Source organism: Pseudomonas alvandae, assembly GCF_019141525.1.
Taxonomy (GTDB): Bacteria; Pseudomonadota; Gammaproteobacteria; order Pseudomonadales; family Pseudomonadaceae; genus Aquipseudomonas; species Aquipseudomonas alvandae.
On record NZ_CP077080.1, the window covers coordinates 3469678 to 3486520 of the forward strand.

At 63.9% G+C, this 16843-nt stretch carries 16 protein-coding genes; 10 read left to right on the top strand and 6 right to left on the bottom strand.

All coding sequences use genetic code 11. The features are described 5' to 3' along the window. Nucleotides 1-249: 249 nt before the first annotated feature. The 9 genes from KSS97_RS15460 to KSS97_RS15500 all read left to right on the top strand — a co-directional run bounded on the left by KSS97_RS15460 (nt 250) and on the right by KSS97_RS15500 (nt 8891). Nucleotides 250-999: an AraC family transcriptional regulator gene (locus KSS97_RS15460; RefSeq protein WP_198796438.1), complete on the top strand. Its 750-nt coding sequence runs from the start codon at nt 250-252 to the stop codon at nt 997-999. A gap of 230 nt (nt 1000-1229) precedes the next feature. Then, complete coding sequence (locus KSS97_RS15465; RefSeq protein WP_030140726.1) at nt 1230-2048, top strand: ABC transporter substrate-binding protein; 819 nt, start codon at nt 1230-1232, stop codon at nt 2046-2048. A gap of 10 nt (nt 2049-2058) precedes the next feature. After that, nucleotides 2059-3837: a cis-3-hydroxy-L-proline dehydratase gene (gene lhpI, locus KSS97_RS15470; protein WP_217859529.1), complete on the top strand. Its 1779-nt coding sequence runs from the start codon at nt 2059-2061 to the stop codon at nt 3835-3837. After that, the gene (locus KSS97_RS15475; RefSeq protein WP_198796436.1) at nt 3830-4495 is read left to right on the top strand and encodes an amino acid ABC transporter permease; all 666 of its coding nucleotides are present in this window, start codon (nt 3830-3832) and stop codon (nt 4493-4495) included. Before lhpI ends, KSS97_RS15475 begins: the two co-directional genes overlap by 8 nt. Before the next feature lie 12 nt (nt 4496-4507). Next, complete coding sequence (locus KSS97_RS15480; protein WP_217859530.1) at nt 4508-5158, top strand: amino acid ABC transporter permease; 651 nt, start codon at nt 4508-4510, stop codon at nt 5156-5158. Then, entirely contained in the window at nt 5151-5873 is a 723-nt protein-coding gene (locus tag KSS97_RS15485) for an amino acid ABC transporter ATP-binding protein (RefSeq protein WP_030140722.1), read from the top strand. Before KSS97_RS15480 ends, KSS97_RS15485 begins: the two co-directional genes overlap by 8 nt. A gap of 131 nt (nt 5874-6004) precedes the next feature. Continuing rightward, nucleotides 6005-7033, top strand: a complete 1029-nt coding sequence (locus KSS97_RS15490) for a trans-3-hydroxy-L-proline dehydratase (protein ID WP_198796434.1) — start codon at nt 6005-6007, stop codon at nt 7031-7033. A 156-nt stretch (nt 7034-7189) separates the two neighbouring features. Continuing rightward, a complete protein-coding gene (locus tag KSS97_RS15495; protein WP_030140720.1) occupies nt 7190-8107 on the top strand; it encodes a dihydrodipicolinate synthase family protein in 918 nt (305 codons plus the stop codon). A 229-nt stretch (nt 8108-8336) separates the two neighbouring features. Further along, a complete protein-coding gene (locus KSS97_RS15500) occupies nt 8337-8891 on the top strand; it encodes a DinB family protein (protein WP_030140719.1) in 555 nt (184 codons plus the stop codon). Between the two features lie 62 nt (nt 8892-8953). Here the strand turns inward: KSS97_RS15500 and KSS97_RS15505 are convergent, their stop codons facing one another. The 5 genes from KSS97_RS15505 to KSS97_RS15525 form a co-directional block, all read right to left on the bottom strand. After that, on the bottom strand, nt 8954-10018 hold the full coding sequence (locus KSS97_RS15505) for a 2,3-butanediol dehydrogenase (protein ID WP_225936124.1): 1065 nt from the start codon (nt 10016-10018) through the stop codon (nt 8954-8956). 84 nt (nt 10019-10102) lie between these two features. Further along, nucleotides 10103-11215, bottom strand: coding sequence for an acetoin dehydrogenase dihydrolipoyllysine-residue acetyltransferase subunit (locus tag KSS97_RS15510; RefSeq protein WP_217859532.1), 1113 nt, complete (start codon nt 11213-11215; stop codon nt 10103-10105). Next, nucleotides 11215-12231: an alpha-ketoacid dehydrogenase subunit beta gene (locus tag KSS97_RS15515; protein WP_039588736.1), complete on the bottom strand. Its 1017-nt coding sequence runs from the start codon at nt 12229-12231 to the stop codon at nt 11215-11217. The genes KSS97_RS15510 and KSS97_RS15515 overlap by 1 nt, the downstream gene beginning before the upstream one ends. A gap of 34 nt (nt 12232-12265) precedes the next feature. Further along, complete coding sequence (locus KSS97_RS15520; protein WP_030140715.1) at nt 12266-13243, bottom strand: thiamine pyrophosphate-dependent dehydrogenase E1 component subunit alpha; 978 nt, start codon at nt 13241-13243, stop codon at nt 12266-12268. Between the two features lie 2 nt (nt 13244-13245). Then, the gene (locus KSS97_RS15525) at nt 13246-14319 is read right to left on the bottom strand and encodes an ATP-NAD kinase family protein (protein ID WP_217859533.1); all 1074 of its coding nucleotides are present in this window, start codon (nt 14317-14319) and stop codon (nt 13246-13248) included. A gap of 342 nt (nt 14320-14661) precedes the next feature. Here KSS97_RS15525 and KSS97_RS15530 point away from each other — a divergent pair, with 342 nt between their 5' ends. After that, nucleotides 14662-16527, top strand: a complete 1866-nt coding sequence (locus KSS97_RS15530) for a sigma-54-dependent Fis family transcriptional regulator (RefSeq protein WP_217859534.1) — start codon at nt 14662-14664, stop codon at nt 16525-16527. Nucleotides 16528-16531: 4 nt separating this feature from the next. On the opposite strand, the gene KSS97_RS15535 is transcribed toward KSS97_RS15530, so the two are convergent. Beyond that, nucleotides 16532-16825, bottom strand: coding sequence for a hypothetical protein (locus KSS97_RS15535; RefSeq protein WP_407683303.1), 294 nt, complete (start codon nt 16823-16825; stop codon nt 16532-16534). Nucleotides 16826-16843 lie beyond the last annotated feature (18 nt).

Genomic DNA, 16843 nt, shown 5'->3' on the forward strand with positions numbered 1-16843 from the left:
CAGGCACCGCAGACCCCATGTGGGAGCGGGCTTGCTCGCGAATGCGTCGGCACATCCAGCATCGATGCAAGCTGATCCACCGCCATCGCGAGCAAGCTCGCTCCCACAGGGATTTGAGGCGGACTTTTGAACTTTGCAGGCATCGCAGACCCCATGTGGGAGCGAGCTTGCTCGCGATGGCGGCGTGACAGACAGCACATTTTCGACTGACACTGCGCCATCGCTCCCACACAAAAGACGACGCCGGTCATGCACCCCTCGCTCACCTCCCTCGCCCCCTGCGACCTCGACACCCTGCTGCGCAGCCTGCAAGCCATCGCGCCGTTGCTCGATACCCTCTCCGACACCGTGTTTTTCATCAAGGACAATCAAGCCCGCTACGCCTTCGTCAACCAGACCCTCGCCCGGCGTTGCGGCTTCAAGCACTGCAATGACCTTGTGGGCCTCACCGCCGAGCAGGTATTCCCCGAACGCTTCGGCCCGCTGTACACCGAACAGGATCGACGCGTGCTCGCCAGCGGACGGGAGCTGGCCGACCAGCTCGAATTGCACCTTTATTACGGCAACCAGCCGGTGTGGTGCCTGACCCACAAGCTCGCCTTGCGCGAGCCCTCGGGCCGGATCGTTGGCCTGGCCGGGATCTCCCGTGATTTGCAATCGCCACAAGCCAGCCATCCAGCCTTCCAGAAACTGGCGGCGGTGGATGCGCATATCAAGCTGCACTTCGCCCGTCCCATCAGCCTGGCGGAACTCACCGCCATTGCCGGCTTGTCGGTGGCGCAATTGGAGCGGCACTGCAAGCGCATCTTCCAGCTCACGCCCCGCCAGATGATTCACAAGGCGCGCCTGGAGGAGGCCTCGCGACTGTTACTGGAACCGGATTTGCCCATTACCGAAATCGCCCTGCGCTGCGGCTACACCGATCACAGTGCGTTCAGCCGCCAGTTCCGCGCGCTGACGAGCCTTTCCCCCAGCCAGTACCGAGAAAACCAGCGCTGACGTTGTTCCTTTACAGGGCAGCCTCCCGCTCACTGCTCCCATCTGTAACACCGTCATTCTGCCCCGCTCGCCTGGCACCACCGGAGCAGGTCCAACAATTGCCCACTTATCAAAGCCTTACCTGAAACCGAGCTTGCAGCATAAAACAGGCACGTCGATTGCTTATCTAATATCGTATACGAAATCCTCAATACGATATCTCACCGCATTTATTCGACAGCGAGGCCTTTATGAAAAACCGTGCATTAGCCGCAGCCCTCAGCGTTGTCCTCTTTCCCCTGATTGCCCTTCCCGCCCATGCCGACAAGCTCGACGACATCATCGGCTCGGGCAAGCTGCGTTGCGCCGTCACACTGGATTTTCCGCCCATGGGCTTTCGTGATGAAAGCAACAAGCCGGCGGGGTTCGACGTCGACTATTGCAACGACCTGGCGAAAATCCTTGGCGTAGACGCCGAAGTGGTGGAAACACCGTTCTCCGACCGCATCCCCGCGCTGCTTTCCGGCCGCGCCGATGTCATCGTTGCCTCCACGTCCGACACCCTGGAGCGGGCCAAGACCGTCGGCCTGACCGTGCCCTACTTCGCCTTCCAGATGGTGGTATTGACCCGCGACGACACCGGCATCAACAGCTACGCCGACCTCAAGGGCAAGAAACTCGGCAACACCAGCAGCACCTACGAAGCGATCGCCCTGGAGAAGGACCAGAAGAGTTGGGGCAGCGGCAGTTTCCGTGCCTACCAATCCCAGAACGACACACTGCTGGCCGTGGCCCAAGGGCACATCGATGCCACCGTGGTCACCAACACCGTGGCCGCCGCCACCATCAAGTCGGGCAAGTACAAGGGGCTGAAAATCGCCGGTAATGCACCTTACGTCATCGACTACGTGTCCCTCGGCGCCAAGCGCAGCGAGTATGGCCTCATCAACTACCTCAACCTGTTCGTCAACCAGCAAGTGCGCACCGGTCGGTACAACGAGCTGTTCGTCAAATGGGTCGGCACGGAAATCCCACCGGCCAACCTGACCGTGCCGCAGGTCTACTACTGAGGAGCGCGGTATGCCAAGCACGCCTATCTGCTTGCAAGGTCGTAGCCTGGTGGAGGGTGCCGCCCAGGGCACCCTGCTGTTCGCCGACGTTGGCCTGAGCTTTTGGGGCGGAGTCGATCCGGCCTCGGGCGAAGTCATCGATCGCCATCACCCCCTCAGCGGCCAGCGCCTTGCGGGTCGGGTGCTGGCGATTCCCAGCGGACGCGGTTCCTGCACCGGCAGCAGCGTGCTGATGGAGCTCATCAGCAACGGCCATGCGCCAGCCGCCCTGGTGCTGGCCGAGGCTGATGAAATCCTTGTTCTGGGCGTGCTGGTGGCCGAGGTGATTTTCCAACGTTCGCTGCCAGTGTTGTGCATCGGCCGCGAGGCATTCGAGGGCTTGCGAGGTCAAGGATTCGCGCGCATCGAGGGAAGTTGCCTGACGTTGTCCGGGCGCCGGCCCAACGATCAATGGTACGCGGCGGATATCCCCTCGCAACCGATAGCACCCTCCACCGTCCGTCTGAACGAACGGGACCAGGCGTTGCTTGACGGTGCATACGGCAAGGCTGCAAAAGTGGCAATGGGAATCGTCCTGCGAATGGCCGAGATCCAGGGCGCCGATGAACTGCTGGACATCACCCAGGCGCACATCGACGGCTGCATCTACACCGGCCCGGCCAGCCTGCGGTTTGCCGAACAGTTGGTGCAGTGGGGGGCGAAAGTGAGCGTGCCCACGACACTCAATTCGATTTCCGTGGACCAACGTCGCTGGCGCGAATTGGGTGTCGACCCGGCATTGGGCGAACCGGCCAGCGCCCTGGGCGACGCTTATATGGCCATGGGCGCGCAGTTGAGCTTCACCTGCGCGCCCTACCTGCTGAACACCGCACCCACCGTCGGCGAGCAGATCGTCTGGGCCGAATCCAACGCAGTGGTCTACGCCAACAGCGTGCTAGGTGCCCGAACGCAGAAGTACCCGGATTTTCTCGACATCTGCATCGCCCTGTGCGGCCGCGCGCCGTTGGCCGGCTGTCATCTCGATGAGCAGCGCAAGGCCGGACTGATCGTCAAAATCCCCAGGCTCGATTCAATGGATGACAGCTTCTACCCGCTGCTGGGCTATCACATCGGCAGCCTGACGGGCCGACGCATCCCGCTGATCCAGGGGCTGGAAAACACCACGCCCAACCTCGACGACCTGAAGGCTTTTGGCGCGGCGTTCGCCACCACCAGCGCGGCGCCGCTGTTCCACATCGCCGGGGTGACGCCGGAGGCCATGGACCCGGCCGCGGTGCTGGATCGCGACGCCGTGTTACCCACGGAAACCGTCGACATGGCGGGATTGCTCGCCAGCTGGCGCGAGCTCAACAGCGCCCGGCACAGGCACGTGGACGTGGTGTCCCTGGGCAATCCGCACTTTTCCCTCAGTGAATTCGCCGCCTTGGCAGGATTGTGTGCGGGACGGATCAAACACCCCGACGTGGTCCTCGCGATCACCTGCGGCCGGGCCGTGCTGGAGCAGGCGTGCCAGGCCGGGTACCTGGAGGCGATCCAGGCCTTCGGCGCAACGCTGGTTACCGACACCTGCTGGTGCATGCTGGGCGAGCCGGTGATCCCGCCGGCCGCTACCACCTTGATGACCAACTCCGGCAAATACGCGCACTACGCACCAGGCCTGGTGGGACGTGGCGTGCATTTTGCCAGTTTGGCCGAATGCGTCGAGGCCGCCTGCACCGCCACGGCCAGCGGCGAGCCACCGCAATGGCTGCAACCCTCCGCGGCCAAGGGGAACCCGAGCCATGTTTGACTACACGTTCCAATGGCGCCCGGCGCTACGCGCCCTGCCCGATATGCTCGCCGGCGCCTGGGTCACTTTCGAGACCGCCGCGTTGTCGATGATCTTCGGCGTGCTGATCGCCCTGGTCCTGACGGTGATGCGCCAGGCTCGTCATCCGCTGCTACGCGGTGTCGGCAACGGCTGGGTATCGATCGCCCGTAACACGCCATCGTTGTTCCAGATCTACATCCTCTACTTCGGCCTCGGCTCCCTCGGGCTGCACGTCAGTTCATGGTTCGCCCTGCTGGCCGGCATTACCTTCAACAACGCCGGCTACCTGGCGGAGAACTTTCGCGGCGGCCTCAAGGCCGTGCCGGGCACGCAGATGCGCGCCGCTCGCTCCTTGGGCATGAGCGCGTTCCAGGCCTACCGGATGATCATCGTCCCGCAACTGCTGCGCATCGTTTTCTACCCGCTGACCAACCAGATGGTCTGGGCGGTGCTGATGACGTCCCTCGGCGTGGTGGTCGGCCTGAACAACGACCTCACCGGGGTGACGCAGGAATACAACGTCAAGACATTCCGCACCTTCGAATATTTCGCCCTCGCGGCGGTGCTCTATTACCTGATCGCCAAGCTGATCGTCGGGCTGGCCCGACTGTTGTCCTGGCGCTTGTTTCGTTATTGAGGAGGGCTGGTCATGTTTTCTACAAGCCTTACCGTCAACGACCTGTTGTATCTGCTCGAAGGTGCCTGGGTCACGGTGCAGTTGACCGCCTGGTCGATCCTGCTCGGCACCCTCGCCGGCTTGCTGTTCGGCCTGTTGCGGGCGCTGTTGCCCCGGGCGAGCCTGCCGCTCGCGTGGGTGTTGGATGCGTTTCGCAGCGTGCCGCTGCTGATCCAGTTCGTGCTGTTCAACTCCCTGAAGAGCATCGTCGGCCTGGACCTCAGTGCCTTTGCCGTCGGTTGCATCGTGCTCGGCGTCTACGCCGCCGCGTATTTCACCGAGATCGTCCGGGGTGGCGTGCTGGCGGTGCCGCTGAGCACCCGGCGGGCCAGCCGGTCATTGGGACTGAGCTATTTGCAGGACCTGCGTTTCATCGTCCTGCCGATTGCCACCCGCGTTGCCTTTCCCGGTTGGCTGAACCTGGTCCTCGGGGTGATGAAAGACACCGCGCTGGTGATGTGGATCGGCATCGTCGAGCTGCTGCGGGCTTCGCAAACCATCGTCACGCGTATTCAGGAACCCCTGCTGGTGCTGTGCATCGCGGGCCTCATCTACTACGTCATGAGCCTGGTGGTCGCCCGCCTCGGCGCTAGCCTGGAAAGAAGGTGGCAGGAAAATGATTGAGATCGAAAACGTGCATAAATCCTTCGGCAACCTCGAAGTGGTCAAGGGCGTCAGCCTGACGGTGGACAAGGGCGAGGTCGTGTCGATCATCGGTGGCTCCGGTTCCGGTAAATCGACCCTGCTGATGTGCATCAACGGCCTGGAGCCGATCCAGAAAGGCAGCATCCGCGTAGACGGCGTGGAGGTCCACGACAGCGCCACCGACCTCAACCGGCTGCGGCAGAAAATCGGCATCGTCTTCCAGCAATGGAACGCCTTCCCCCACCTGACCGTGCTGGAAAACGTCATGCTGGCGCCGCGCAAGGTGCTGGGCAAGAGCAAGCAGGACGCCGAGGCGCTGGCGGTCAGGCAGCTTGAGCACGTGGGCCTCGGGGACAAGCTCAAGGCCTTCCCCGGCAAGCTCTCCGGCGGACAGCAGCAGCGCATGGCCATCGCCCGGGCGCTGGCGATGTCGCCGGACTACATGCTGTTCGACGAAGCCACCTCGGCCCTCGATCCGCAACTGGTCGGCGAAGTGCTCGACACCATGCGCATGCTCGCCGAAGACGGCATGACCATGGTCCTGGTGACCCACGAGATCCGCTTCGCCCGGGACGTGTCCGACCGGGTGGCGTTCTTCTGCAATGGGCGGGTCCATGAGATCGGGCCGCCGGACCAAGTGATTGGCAATCCGGTGCAGCCGGAGACGGCGGTGTTCCTTAAATCGGTGAAATAGCCGATGGCCTCATCGCGAGCAAGCTCGCTCCCACTGTTTCGTGTGCACCACAAAACCCTTTGTGGGAGCGAGCTTGCTCCGGGCGGCGATCCGACGATGAGGCCCAACCAGACAACACAAGGATTTGACCCATGCGCTCATCCAGAATCATCCACATAGTCAGCTGCCACGCCGAAGGCGAAGTCGGCGATGTCATCGTCGGCGGCGTCGCCCCGCCACCCGGTGATACGGTCTGGGACCAGTCCCGCTGGATCGCCCAGGACCAGACCCTGCGCAACTTCGTCCTCAACGAACCCCGGGGCGGGGTGTTCCGCCACGTCAACCTGCTGGTGCCGGCCAAGGACCCGCGGGCACAGATGGCCTGGATCATCATGGAGCCCGCCGACACCCCACCGATGTCCGGCTCCAACTCGCTGTGCGTCGCCACCGTGCTGCTGGACAGCGGCATCCTGCCGATGACCGAACCGCAGACGCGATTGGTCCTGGAGGCCCCGGGCGGCTTGATCGAAGCCGTGGCCGACTGCCGCGACGGCAAGGTGCAACGGGTCGAGATCAAGAACGTCCCGTCGTTTGCCGACCGCCTCGATGCCTGGATCGAAGTCGAGGGCCTGGGCTCGCTGCAAGTGGACACCGCCTATGGTGGCGACAGTTTTGTCATCGTCGACGCCCAGCGCCTGGGCTTTGCCATTCGCCCTGACGAAGCCGCCGACCTGGTGGCCTTGGGACTGAAAATCACCCGGGCCGCCAACGAACAACTGGGCTTCGTTCATCCGCTGAATCCCGACTGGTCGCACATCTCGTTCTGCCAGGTCGCCGCGCCCATTGTCCGGGAGAACGGCATCGCCACCGGGGCCAACGCTGTCGTCATCCAGCCCGGCAAGATCGACCGTTCCCCCACTGGCACCGGTTGCTCGGCACGCATGGCGGTACTGCACGCCAAGGGCCTGATGCAGGTGGGCGAGCGTTTTGTCGGCCGCTCGATCATCGGCTCCGAATTCCACTGTCGGATCGACTCACTGACCGACGTGGCCGGCCGCCCGGCGATCTACCCGTGCATCGCCGGGCGAGCGTGGATCACCGGCACGCACCAATTGCTGCTCGACCCGGCCGATCCATGGCCCCAGGGCTATCGGCTCTCGGATACCTGGCCCGGCGCATGACTTTTACCCACAACCCTCCGTGGCGAGGGGATTTATCCCCGCTGGGCTGCGCAGCAGCCCCCTGGCCCTGACTGACACACCTAATTGCCTATACCGGGGCCGCTTCGCGCCCCAACGGGGATAAATCCCCTCGCCACAAACCAAAAGGAGACACCCATGAGCAAACGCATCAACTGGAGCGGGGTATTCCCCGCCGTCACTACCCAATTCAACGATGACTTTTCCATCAACCTGGAAAAAACCCACCAAGTCATTTCCAACGTCATTCGCGATGGCGTGTCGGGCCTGGTGGTCTGCGGCTCGGTGGGGGAAAACACCTCCCTGAGCGCCGAGGAAAAAATCGCCGTGACCGAAGTCGCGGTGGACGCCTCCCGGGGCCGGGTGCCGGTGATCTGCGGCGTGGCCGAGTTCACCAGTGTGCAAGCCGCCAAGGTTGCCAACGCCGTGCGCAAGGTCGGTGTCGACGGCGTGATGCTGATGCCGGCGCTGGTCTACGGCTCCAAGCCGTTCGAGACCGCCGAGCATTTCCGCTACGTCGCCCGGCATGCCGACGTGCCGCTGATGGTCTACAACAACCCGCCGATCTACAAGAACGACGTCACCCCGGACATTCTCATCTCGCTGGCCGACTGCGATAACGTGGTGTGTTTCAAGGATTCGTCCGGCGACACCCGCCGATTTATCGACGTGCGCAATGAAGTCGGCGATCGCTTCGTGCTGTTCGCCGGTCTTGACGATGTGGTGCTCGAAAGCCTGGCCGTGGGCGCCGAAGGTTGGGTGTCTGGCATGTCCAACGTGTTCCCCAAGGAAGGTGAAACCATCTTCCGCCTGGCCCACGCCGGACGTTTCGCCGAAGCCATGCCGATCTACGAATGGCTGATGCCGATCCTGCACCTCGACGCCCGCGCCGACCTGGTGCAGTGCATCAAGCTGTGCGAAGCCATCGCCGGCCGCGGCAGCGCCCTCACCCGCCCACCGCGCCTGGCCCTGCCGGAAGAAGACCGGGTGTATGTGGAGCAGATCATGGCCAAGGCGCTGGCCAACCGGCCGATGCTGCCGGATGTGGGGCTTTAAGCTCGGGCGCAGAGGTTCGGGCATGTAAGAAATCCTGTGGAAGCGAGCTTGCTCGCGATAGCGGTTGTCCAGCTTGCATCCCTATTGGATGTCCCGACGCTATCGCGAGCAAGCTCGCTCCCACATGGGGTTGTGGTGCAAACGCGGGACCAACCGACCAGCAACACGGCGCCATCGCCAGTCTTTGCTACGCTTCCCCCGGCGAAACGACGCGCACGGGAGGCGTCCCATGAATTATTTCCTGGCCCAGGCCCTGAACAACCAATGGGCCAACCACAGGCTGCTGGACGCCTGCGCGCAGTTGAATACGGTGGAATACGAGGCCTACCGCACCAGTTTCTTTCCCTCCATCCAGGCCACGTTGTGCCATATCCTCGAAGTCGACCGTTATTACCTCACCGCCCTGGAAGGTGACGTGGCGGGTCAGGAACAGGATTTTTCCGCGACGCTCGCATTCGCCCAACTCAGGGAAAGCCAGGACCGCACCGACCGGCAGTTGGCGACATTCTGCGAAAACCTGAGGCACGAGGACCTCGCCCGTGCCGTTGATCTGCTGCGCGCCGACGGCCGGGTTCGCGAACGGATCGACCGTTTGCTGCTGCACCTGTTCGAGCACCAGATCCATCACCGCGGCCAGGTCCACACCATGCTCAGCGCCACCCACATCGACCCGCCGCAGCTCGACGAGTTTTTTCTCGATTGCGATCGAGCGTTTCGTCGACAAGAGGAAGCGCTGCTGCAGCTGGATGAAACCCGCGTCTGGCGGGACTATCGAGCCGACTGAAAAATCGAAAAAAATGCGATGGTCGCTGCCGACCATCGCCAAATCGCCCACCTCAGGCGCTCTCAGATCCGTGCGGGTGACACGATGATCTTCACGTTGTGTTCCTTGTTGTTCACCAGCTCCTCGAAGCCCTGCCCGACGATCTCCTCCAACTGGATACGCCCGGTCACCAGCAGCGAGATGTCCAGGCGTCCGTCAGCGATGAAGGCAATCACGTCGGCGAACTCACCGTTGTAGGCCAGCGCGCCAAGCACTTGCTTCTCGGTGGAAACCAGCTCGAAGAAGTTGAATTCGCTGGGCTCTTCGAAGATGCCCACCAACACGCATTTGCCGGCCTTGCGGATCAGGTCGATGGCGAACTTGGCGGTGTGCTTGTTGCCGATGCACTCGAAGCTGACATCGGCGCCCAGACCACCGGTCAGGCGCCGAACCTCAGCCAGGGCGTCACATTCATTCGGATCGAGCACATGGCTGGCCCCGACTTCCAGGGCCTTGGCCTTGCGTGCGCCGGACATCTCCAGAGCAATGACCTGGGCCGCGCCGGCCGCCTTGGCGCACATGATCGTGCACAGGCCGATGGTCCCGGCCCCCACCACGACGACGTTCTGGCCCAACAGGCTGCCCGCTTTTTTCACCGCGTGCATGCCCACCGCCAGCGGTTCGATCAACGCGCCAGCCTCGGCGGGAAAATTGGCTGGCAGTTTGTAGAGCAAATTCGCCGGGACGTTGACCAACTCGGCGAACGCGCCGTTGTTCATCAGCCCGGTAAAGGCCAGGTTCTCGCAAATGTTGTAGAGCCCATGGGTGCAGTAATAGCAGGTGCCGCAATGTTGACAGGCATCGGCGGCCACCGGCTCGCCGACGCTGAAGCCTTCGACGCCCTCGCCCAGCTCGACGATTTCGCCGCAGAACTCATGGCCGAGGATGCACTGGCCCTTGATCCCGGTCAGCGGGTGTGGCGCCTCCACCGGGATGAACACCGGCCCGGCCACGTATTCGTGCAGGTCGGAGCCGCAGATGCCGCACCATTGCACGCGGATCTGCACCCAACCGGCGGGCGGCGATACCGGCAGCGGCACGTCTTCGACGCGGATGTCGTTGCGGCCGTGCCAGACGGCGGCGCGCATGCTGCGGGTCGGCTTGATTGAAACGTTCATAGCGTTGCCTCCAGATATTTTTGTAGGGCGACGGTTCAATCGCCGCCCGCTGGGTCAGTGCTGTCCGATGAATTCAAGGATCAATCGATTGACCTGCTCGGCCGCTTCCATCTGCACCATGTGGCCCTGGCCAGGCAGCACTTCGACCTGGGCACTCAACCCTTCGGCGTGGGCCGCCGGGATGATCGCGTCGTCGCTACCCCAGATGACCAGCGTCGGGACGTGACCGGCCTGCACGACTTCGCGCAGGTCCGCCTGCTGGCGGCCGTCCTTGAACAGGCTCCCTGCCAGTTGGCGCAGGGCCGCGTCCACGCCTTCGAGGCGCTTGTACTTGAGCATGTCGTCGAGCATCTGCCGATTGACCAGCTCGGCATTCGAGAACAGTTGCACCAGCTGCGGCTTGAGCGCATTGCGGTTGGCCGCGTCGACGAAACCTTGCAAGTAGCTGTCGTTGATCTCGGCACCGAGGCCGGCGCTGCCAATCAAAGTCAGGGAGCGGAACCGTTGCGGCATCAAGCGCGCGGCATTCAGCGACACCGCCCCGCCCATGGAATGCCCCACCACATGAGCCGTGTTGACGTCCAGGTGATCGAGCAACGCCAGCACCACGCCGCTCAGCTCGTCCAGGTCGCCGCGTTGCAGGGCCTTCGACGATTCGCCATGGCCCGGCAGGTCCAGGGCAATCACCCGGCGCCCGGCGGCCAGCGCTTCGTGGTTGAACAGCCAGTTGTTCAGGTCACCGCCAAAACCGTGCACCAGCACCAGCGGCGTACCGCCCTCGCCGCGCTCGAAATAGCGGATCACCCGGCCGTCCACCTCGACTTTCTGTGGTTTCGGGCCACTGTCCTCATCAGCCGCGTCGCCGGGCACGAAGCTGGATTGGAACTGCTCGATGACCGCGTCGATCTCGGCATCGCTGGCCTCGCCTTCGACGACGATGCCGAGCAAGGCGCCAACCGCCAGGGTTTCATCCTGGCGAGCCACTTGCCGGCGCAACACACCGGAAAACGGCGCCTCGACGCTGCTGGAGATCTTGTCGGTCTCGACGTCCATCACCTCATCACCCTTGGTGATGGCCTGGCCCTCCTCCTTGAGCCAGGCATCGACCCGGCCCTCGGTCATCGACAAGCCCCACTTGGGCATGGTCAGGGTAAAAATCTGGCTCATCAGCGCTTGCTCCACTCGATCACGTTGAGCACGGCTTGTTCGATTTTGGCCGCGTCAGGGATGTACAGGTCTTCCAGGGAATCGGAGAACGGCACCGGCGTGTGCGGCGCGGTCACCATTTCGATCGGTGCCTTGAGCGCGCCGAAGGCTTTTTGCGCCACCAGCGCCGAGATGTCGGTGGCCATGGAACAGCGCGGGTTGGCCTCGTCGATCACCACCAGGCGTCCGGTCTTCTCGACACTTTCCAGGATGCTGTCCTCGTCCAGCGGACTGGTGGTGCGCAGGTCGATGACTTCACAATCGATGCCACGTCCGGCCAGGTTGCGCGCCGCATCCATCGCCGTATTGACCAGTCGCCCGTAGGACACCAGCGTCACGTCCTTGCCGTCGCGCAGGAAATTGGCCTCGCCGAACGGCACGGTGTAGAGCTCTTCCGGCACCTCGCCCTGCATGCTGTAGAGCAATTTGTGCTCGCAGAAGATCACCGGGTCGTTGTCGCGTATCGCCTGGATCAACAGGCCCTTGGCGTCGTAGGGCGATGACGGGCAGACCACTTTCAAGCCCGGGATATGCGTCCACAACGAGGTGAGCATTTGTGAATGCTGGGCCGCGGCGCGCAGGCCGGCGCCGACCATGGTACGGATGACCAGGGGCGTGGAGGCCTTGCCGCCGAACATGTAGCGGAATTTCGCCGCCTGGTTGAGGATCTGGTCCAGGCAGCAGCCGGCGAAGTCGACGAACATCAGTTCGCACACTGGCCGCACGCCGCAGGTGGCGGCGCCGACCGCCGCGCCGACATAACCGATTTCCGATAACGGCGTGTCCAGCACGCGCCCCGGGAACTGGTCGTAAAGTCCCTTGGTGACGCCGAGCACGCCGCCCCAGGCATCGTTCTCACCGGGTGCGCCAGCGCCACCGGCCACGTCTTCGCCCATGATGAACACGCTGGAGTCGCGACGCATTTCCTGGGCCAGGGCTTCGTTGATTGCCTGCTGATAGCTGATTTTTCTCGCCATGATGGGATTCTCTCTTGTTGTTTTATAGGGGCGTTCAGGGGTAGCTGACGTAGACATCGGTCAGCAGGTCGGACGCCGCCGGCTTGGGATCGGACTTGGCCTTGTACACAGCGTTTTCAATCAGCATTTCCACTTCCTTGTCGATCTGGTCCAGCTGCTCGACCGTGAGCAGCCCGGCCCGGGTGGTACGGTCGCGGAACTGCATCAGGCAGTCCTGGTTTTCGCGGAAATGCTTGACCTCGTCGGGTGCGCGATACGTCTGGGCGTCGCCCTCGAAATGGCCGTAGTAACGGGTCAGCTTGACCTCGATCAGTGACGGTCCTTCCCCGGCACGGGCGCGTTCGACGGCAGCCCCGGCGGCTTCATGGACGGCGAAGAAGTCGAAGCCATCGACAGTCACGCCGGGCATGCCGAAGCCGGCGGCGCGGTCGGCGATGTGGTCGCAGGCCACCGACCAATTGGAGGCAGTGGCCTCTGCGTAACCATTGTTTTCGGCGATGAACAGGCACGGCAGGTTCCACACCGAGGCCATGTTCATGGCTTCGAACACCGCGCCCTCGTTGGAGCCGCCGTCGCCGAAAAACACCACGGCGACGCTGTCGGTGCCCTTGAGCCGCGCCGCGAGGGCTGCGCCGACCACCAGTGGCGCACCGGCGCCGACGATGCCGTTGGCGCCGAGCATGCCTTTCTCGAAATCGGCGATGTGCATCGAGCCGCCCTTGCCTTGGCAGACTCCGGTTTTCTTGCCGTAGATCTCGGCCATCATCCCGTACACATCCACGCCCTTGGCGATGCAATGACCGTGGCCACGGTGGTTGGAGGCGATGCAATCGTCGTCCCCGAGGTGCGCCATGACGCCAGCGGCCGAGGCTTCTTCGCCGGCATACAAGTGGACGAAACCAGGGATCTCGCCGGTGGCGAATTCCACGTGCAGGCGCTCTTCGAAGGCGCGGATGGTGCGCATGACCTGATAGGCGTGCAGCAATTGATCATGGGTGAGCGATGTCGACATTTTTATTCTCCAGGCGTGTCTTCTTGAAGGTTCAAGGGGTGTTGCGGGTGCTCGCGGCCAATGGCCAACAAGCGTTGTTGCGCGGCGTAGGTGAGCACCGCGTTGACGTCGATGCTCAGCGGGCCGCCGGCATCGAGGGTGACCGTGGGCCGGTCATGGGCGTTGAATTCGATTTCCCGCTCGCCGTCCAGGGCCAACGTGCCGGCGGACAGCGATAGACCGTGGGCGACGCCGGGTTCCAAAGGACCGGCGGCGAGCACGCCGCAGCCTTGCAGTAAGCCTGGTGCGAGCGGCACCAGCAGCGCCTCGGGAGATTGCGGGTCCAGGCGCATCCAGGCACCGCCTGGCGCCTGGCGTGACACCGGGAACCACAACCCGCACAGGGCCGACAAACCGATGGATTGCGGTTCGGCGAAGGTCACGAAGACTTCGGCGAGGTCCTGGGCCCGACTGATCGCCCGGGCACCGACGAAGCGCAGCGGCGACACGGCAACGTCCACCAGGGCCACTTCCCGCAAGCCACGTGCGGCATCGCAGACCAGCAAGCGCTTGTTGCGGCGCAAACCGATTTCGTCCGGGATGCGGCCGCAGGCGTACAACCCGCCGGCCAGCCCGGCACTGGTGGCCTCGCGTAGCTCGGGGAAGGCATTGTTGGTGCCGGTGGAAAGGGTCAAGAGAGGAATGTCGCCGACTTCGGCGGCGACCGCCTTGTGGGTGCCGTCGCCGCCGAGCACGGCGATCAACGCCACCTCGCGCTCGGCCATCAGCCGCGCGGCGCGGCGGGTGTCTTCGACGGTCTGGCGCAGGGTCAGGTCGAGAAACTCCAGGGCCGGCCAGTGGCTGCTGCGGGCCTGGCGGCTGTGGCTGTTCTTCAGCACGGCGGCGGCCATGCCGATCATGTCGGTGGGCATCAGCACCTGTTCGATGCCCGTGGCGCCGAACGCGGCCAACAGGCGCTGGATCACCGAGACCTTGTCGGTGCTGGAAAACAATCCGGCATTGGCGGTCAGGCGCCGCACGTCACGGCCCGACGCAGGGTTGGCAATGATGCCGACGGTGAGCGGACGGCGGCTCATGGCGCCACCGTGGCGGGAACGATCAACGGGCTTGGCGGGCAAGTCATAGGCACCTCTTTTTATTATTGGAAGCCCAACGGGATGGGTCCAAGGCCTAGAGCAAGGCCGGTGCCAATTACCGGAAAGTCGACGCAAAGCCGCGAGTCAGAGCGCTCGCCACGGTCCATTGGAAGCCTTGCCCACGAGCCCGGTGAGACGCCACATGCCAGCCTGCACGACGAAACCGCGAGACGCTGAGACGTCGCGTCTCACCTCCAGGCCTGCGCTCCGTCGGGCTTGTCTGCGCCCGGCGATCAGCGCTTAATGTGCCGACAACGACAAGAAGCTGAACCGGAGGCCCCTATGCTTTCCGCTCACTCCCGGGCGCATGTGGATTGCGTCAGCCGCGTGCTGAAGAACGCCGCCCGACTGCCGCAATTGCCGGTGCCGGACCTGATCCTCGACTCCTGGCGCCGGTCCATGGAGCAACATCACCTGGACCCCGGCTCGCTGCAGGGCCCGCGGATCCTGTCCCACGACGTGCTCAAGCAGTGCCGCGAGCGTTCGGAACTGTTCCTCAATATCGCCAGCGACGAAGTGGCGCGCCTGCATGGCCGGGTGCGCGACGCCGACTATTGCGTGCTGCTGACCGATGCACAGGGCCAGACCATCGACTACCGGGTGGAAACCACCCTTCGCAATGACTGCCGCAAGGCCGGGCTCTACCTGGGGACGTGCTGGTCGGAAGGCGAAGAAGGCACTTGCGGCGTGGCGGCGGTGCTCACGGCCAAGACGGCGGTGACGGTGCACAAGCGCGACCACTTCCGCGCGGCATTCATTGGTCTGACCTGCTCCGCCGCGCCGGTCTTCGATCCACAAGGGGAATTGCTCGGGGTGCTGGACGTCTCGGCGGTGCGTTCGCCGGATGATCGCCGCTCGCAGCACCTGATCCGGCAAATGGTGGTGCAGAGCGCCCGGGAAATCGAACAGGCATTTTTCATGAGCAGCGCCCAGGGTTACTGGGTGCTACGGGCCCATCGCAACGCCGGGTACGTCGACAGCCAACCGGATTTCCTGCTGGCCTGGGACGACGATGGCTGCCTGCAAGCGCTGAACCCGGCGGCGCGCCAGTTCTTGATGCAGCGTTACGGCCAGTTGCCTCAGCACATCAGCCAGATCTTCGACGCCCAATTGCTGCACCGCGCCCGCGATGAAAGCCTCTATCCGCTTGATGTCGATTTGCATGGGCGCTTGAGCGCGCCACGGCGCCGGGCCACGCCTCGCCAGCGCGCCGCGATGACGCCGACCGAGCTCGATCCACGCCTCGCCGACAGCCTGACCCTGGCGGTGCGGGTCAAGGATCGCAACCTGCCGGTGCTGATCCAGGGCGAGACCGGTTCCGGCAAGGAAGTCTTCGCCCGCCAGTTGCACCAGGCAAGCCAGCGCCGCGACCGGCCTTTCGTGGCCTTGAACTGCGCGGCCATACCGGAAAGCCTGATCGAGAGCGAGTTGTTCGGTTATGTGGCCGGTGCCTTTACCGGCGCCTCGGCCAAGGGTATGCAGGGCCTGTTGCAGCAGGCCGATGGCGGCACGCTGTTCCTCGACGAAATCGGTGACATGCCGCTGGCCCTGCAAACCCGCCTGTTGCGGGTGCTGGCCGAGGGCGAAGTGGCGCCGTTGGGGGCATCGCGGCGCAAGGCCGTGGACATCCAGGTAGTTTGCGCCACTCACCGCGACTTGGAGGCCTTGGTCGCGACCGGCGAATTTCGCGAGGATTTGTATTTCCGCCTCGGCGGTGCCCGTTTCAAACTGCCTCCGCTGCGCGAACGCACGGACCGGCTGGCGTTGATCAATCGCATTCTGGAAGAAGAGTCAGCACTGTGCGGCGATGCGGTGCACCTGAGCGGCGCGGCGCTGGAATGCCTGCTGGGTTATCACTGGCCGGGCAATGTCCGCCAGTTGCGGCATGTGCTGCGCTATGCCTGCGCGGTCTGCGAGGCCAGCGTGATCCAGCTCAGCCACTTGCCCGAGTCATTGCACAGCGCGACTGCCGTCGATCATGGGCCGGAGCCCGGCGCCAGTCCTGAACGCCAGGCGTTGCTGGACGCCCTGGTGCGCCATCGCTGGAAACCCACCCCGGCGGCGCGGGCCCTGGGCATTTCCCGGGCAACGCTGTATCGACGGGTGCATCAGCATGGCATCGAAATGCCCGGCCGGAGTCCGGGCTGAAGGCTTATCGTCGCGCCAGCTCATGGCGCACGCATTGCTCGTAGTAGGTCTGCTTGACCGCCACCGGCTTTAACCGCGAAGTGCTGTTGTAGGTCTGTTCGGTAATGCCCAGGGCGGTCATACGCATCCAGGGCCGGGGAAACTTGCGCACCTGCAGCTTCTTGCGTGCCCCGTACAGGCTGACCCCGGACAGCTTCGACGCCTGGGCGCCCGCCGCAATGTCCGAACCCCAGCGACACACTGACTGCTGGTTGGCCGTCAGCGCCCTGGCCTGGGCTTCAAGCGAAACGGCGGCCATGAGCATGGCTGCCGCGAT

Coding starts and splice junctions, on each gene's coding strand:
- KSS97_RS15530 (WP_217859534.1), top strand. CDS start 14,662: ATGCTTTCCGCTCACTCCCGGGCGCATGTGGATTGCGTCAGCCGCGTG.
- KSS97_RS15460 (WP_198796438.1), top strand. CDS start 250: ATGCACCCCTCGCTCACCTCCCTCGCCCCCTGCGACCTCGACACCCTG.
- lhpI (WP_217859529.1), top strand. CDS start 2,059: ATGCCAAGCACGCCTATCTGCTTGCAAGGTCGTAGCCTGGTGGAGGGT.
- KSS97_RS15525 (WP_217859533.1), bottom strand. CDS start 14,319: ATGAGCCGCCGTCCGCTCACCGTCGGCATCATTGCCAACCCTGCGTCG.
- KSS97_RS15465 (WP_030140726.1), top strand. CDS start 1,230: ATGAAAAACCGTGCATTAGCCGCAGCCCTCAGCGTTGTCCTCTTTCCC.
- KSS97_RS15510 (WP_217859532.1), bottom strand. CDS start 11,215: ATGAGCCAGATTTTTACCCTGACCATGCCCAAGTGGGGCTTGTCGATG.
- KSS97_RS15490 (WP_198796434.1), top strand. CDS start 6,005: ATGCGCTCATCCAGAATCATCCACATAGTCAGCTGCCACGCCGAAGGC.
- KSS97_RS15520 (WP_030140715.1), bottom strand. CDS start 13,243: ATGTCGACATCGCTCACCCATGATCAATTGCTGCACGCCTATCAGGTC.
- KSS97_RS15475 (WP_198796436.1), top strand. CDS start 3,830: ATGTTTGACTACACGTTCCAATGGCGCCCGGCGCTACGCGCCCTGCCC.
- KSS97_RS15505 (WP_225936124.1), bottom strand. CDS start 10,018: ATGCGCGCCGCCGTCTGGCACGGCCGCAACGACATCCGCGTCGAAGAC.
- KSS97_RS15535 (WP_407683303.1), bottom strand. CDS start 16,825: ATGGCCGCCGTTTCGCTTGAAGCCCAGGCCAGGGCGCTGACGGCCAAC.
- KSS97_RS15500 (WP_030140719.1), top strand. CDS start 8,337: ATGAATTATTTCCTGGCCCAGGCCCTGAACAACCAATGGGCCAACCAC.
- KSS97_RS15480 (WP_217859530.1), top strand. CDS start 4,508: ATGTTTTCTACAAGCCTTACCGTCAACGACCTGTTGTATCTGCTCGAA.
- KSS97_RS15485 (WP_030140722.1), top strand. CDS start 5,151: ATGATTGAGATCGAAAACGTGCATAAATCCTTCGGCAACCTCGAAGTG.
- KSS97_RS15495 (WP_030140720.1), top strand. CDS start 7,190: ATGAGCAAACGCATCAACTGGAGCGGGGTATTCCCCGCCGTCACTACC.
- KSS97_RS15515 (WP_039588736.1), bottom strand. CDS start 12,231: ATGGCGAGAAAAATCAGCTATCAGCAGGCAATCAACGAAGCCCTGGCC.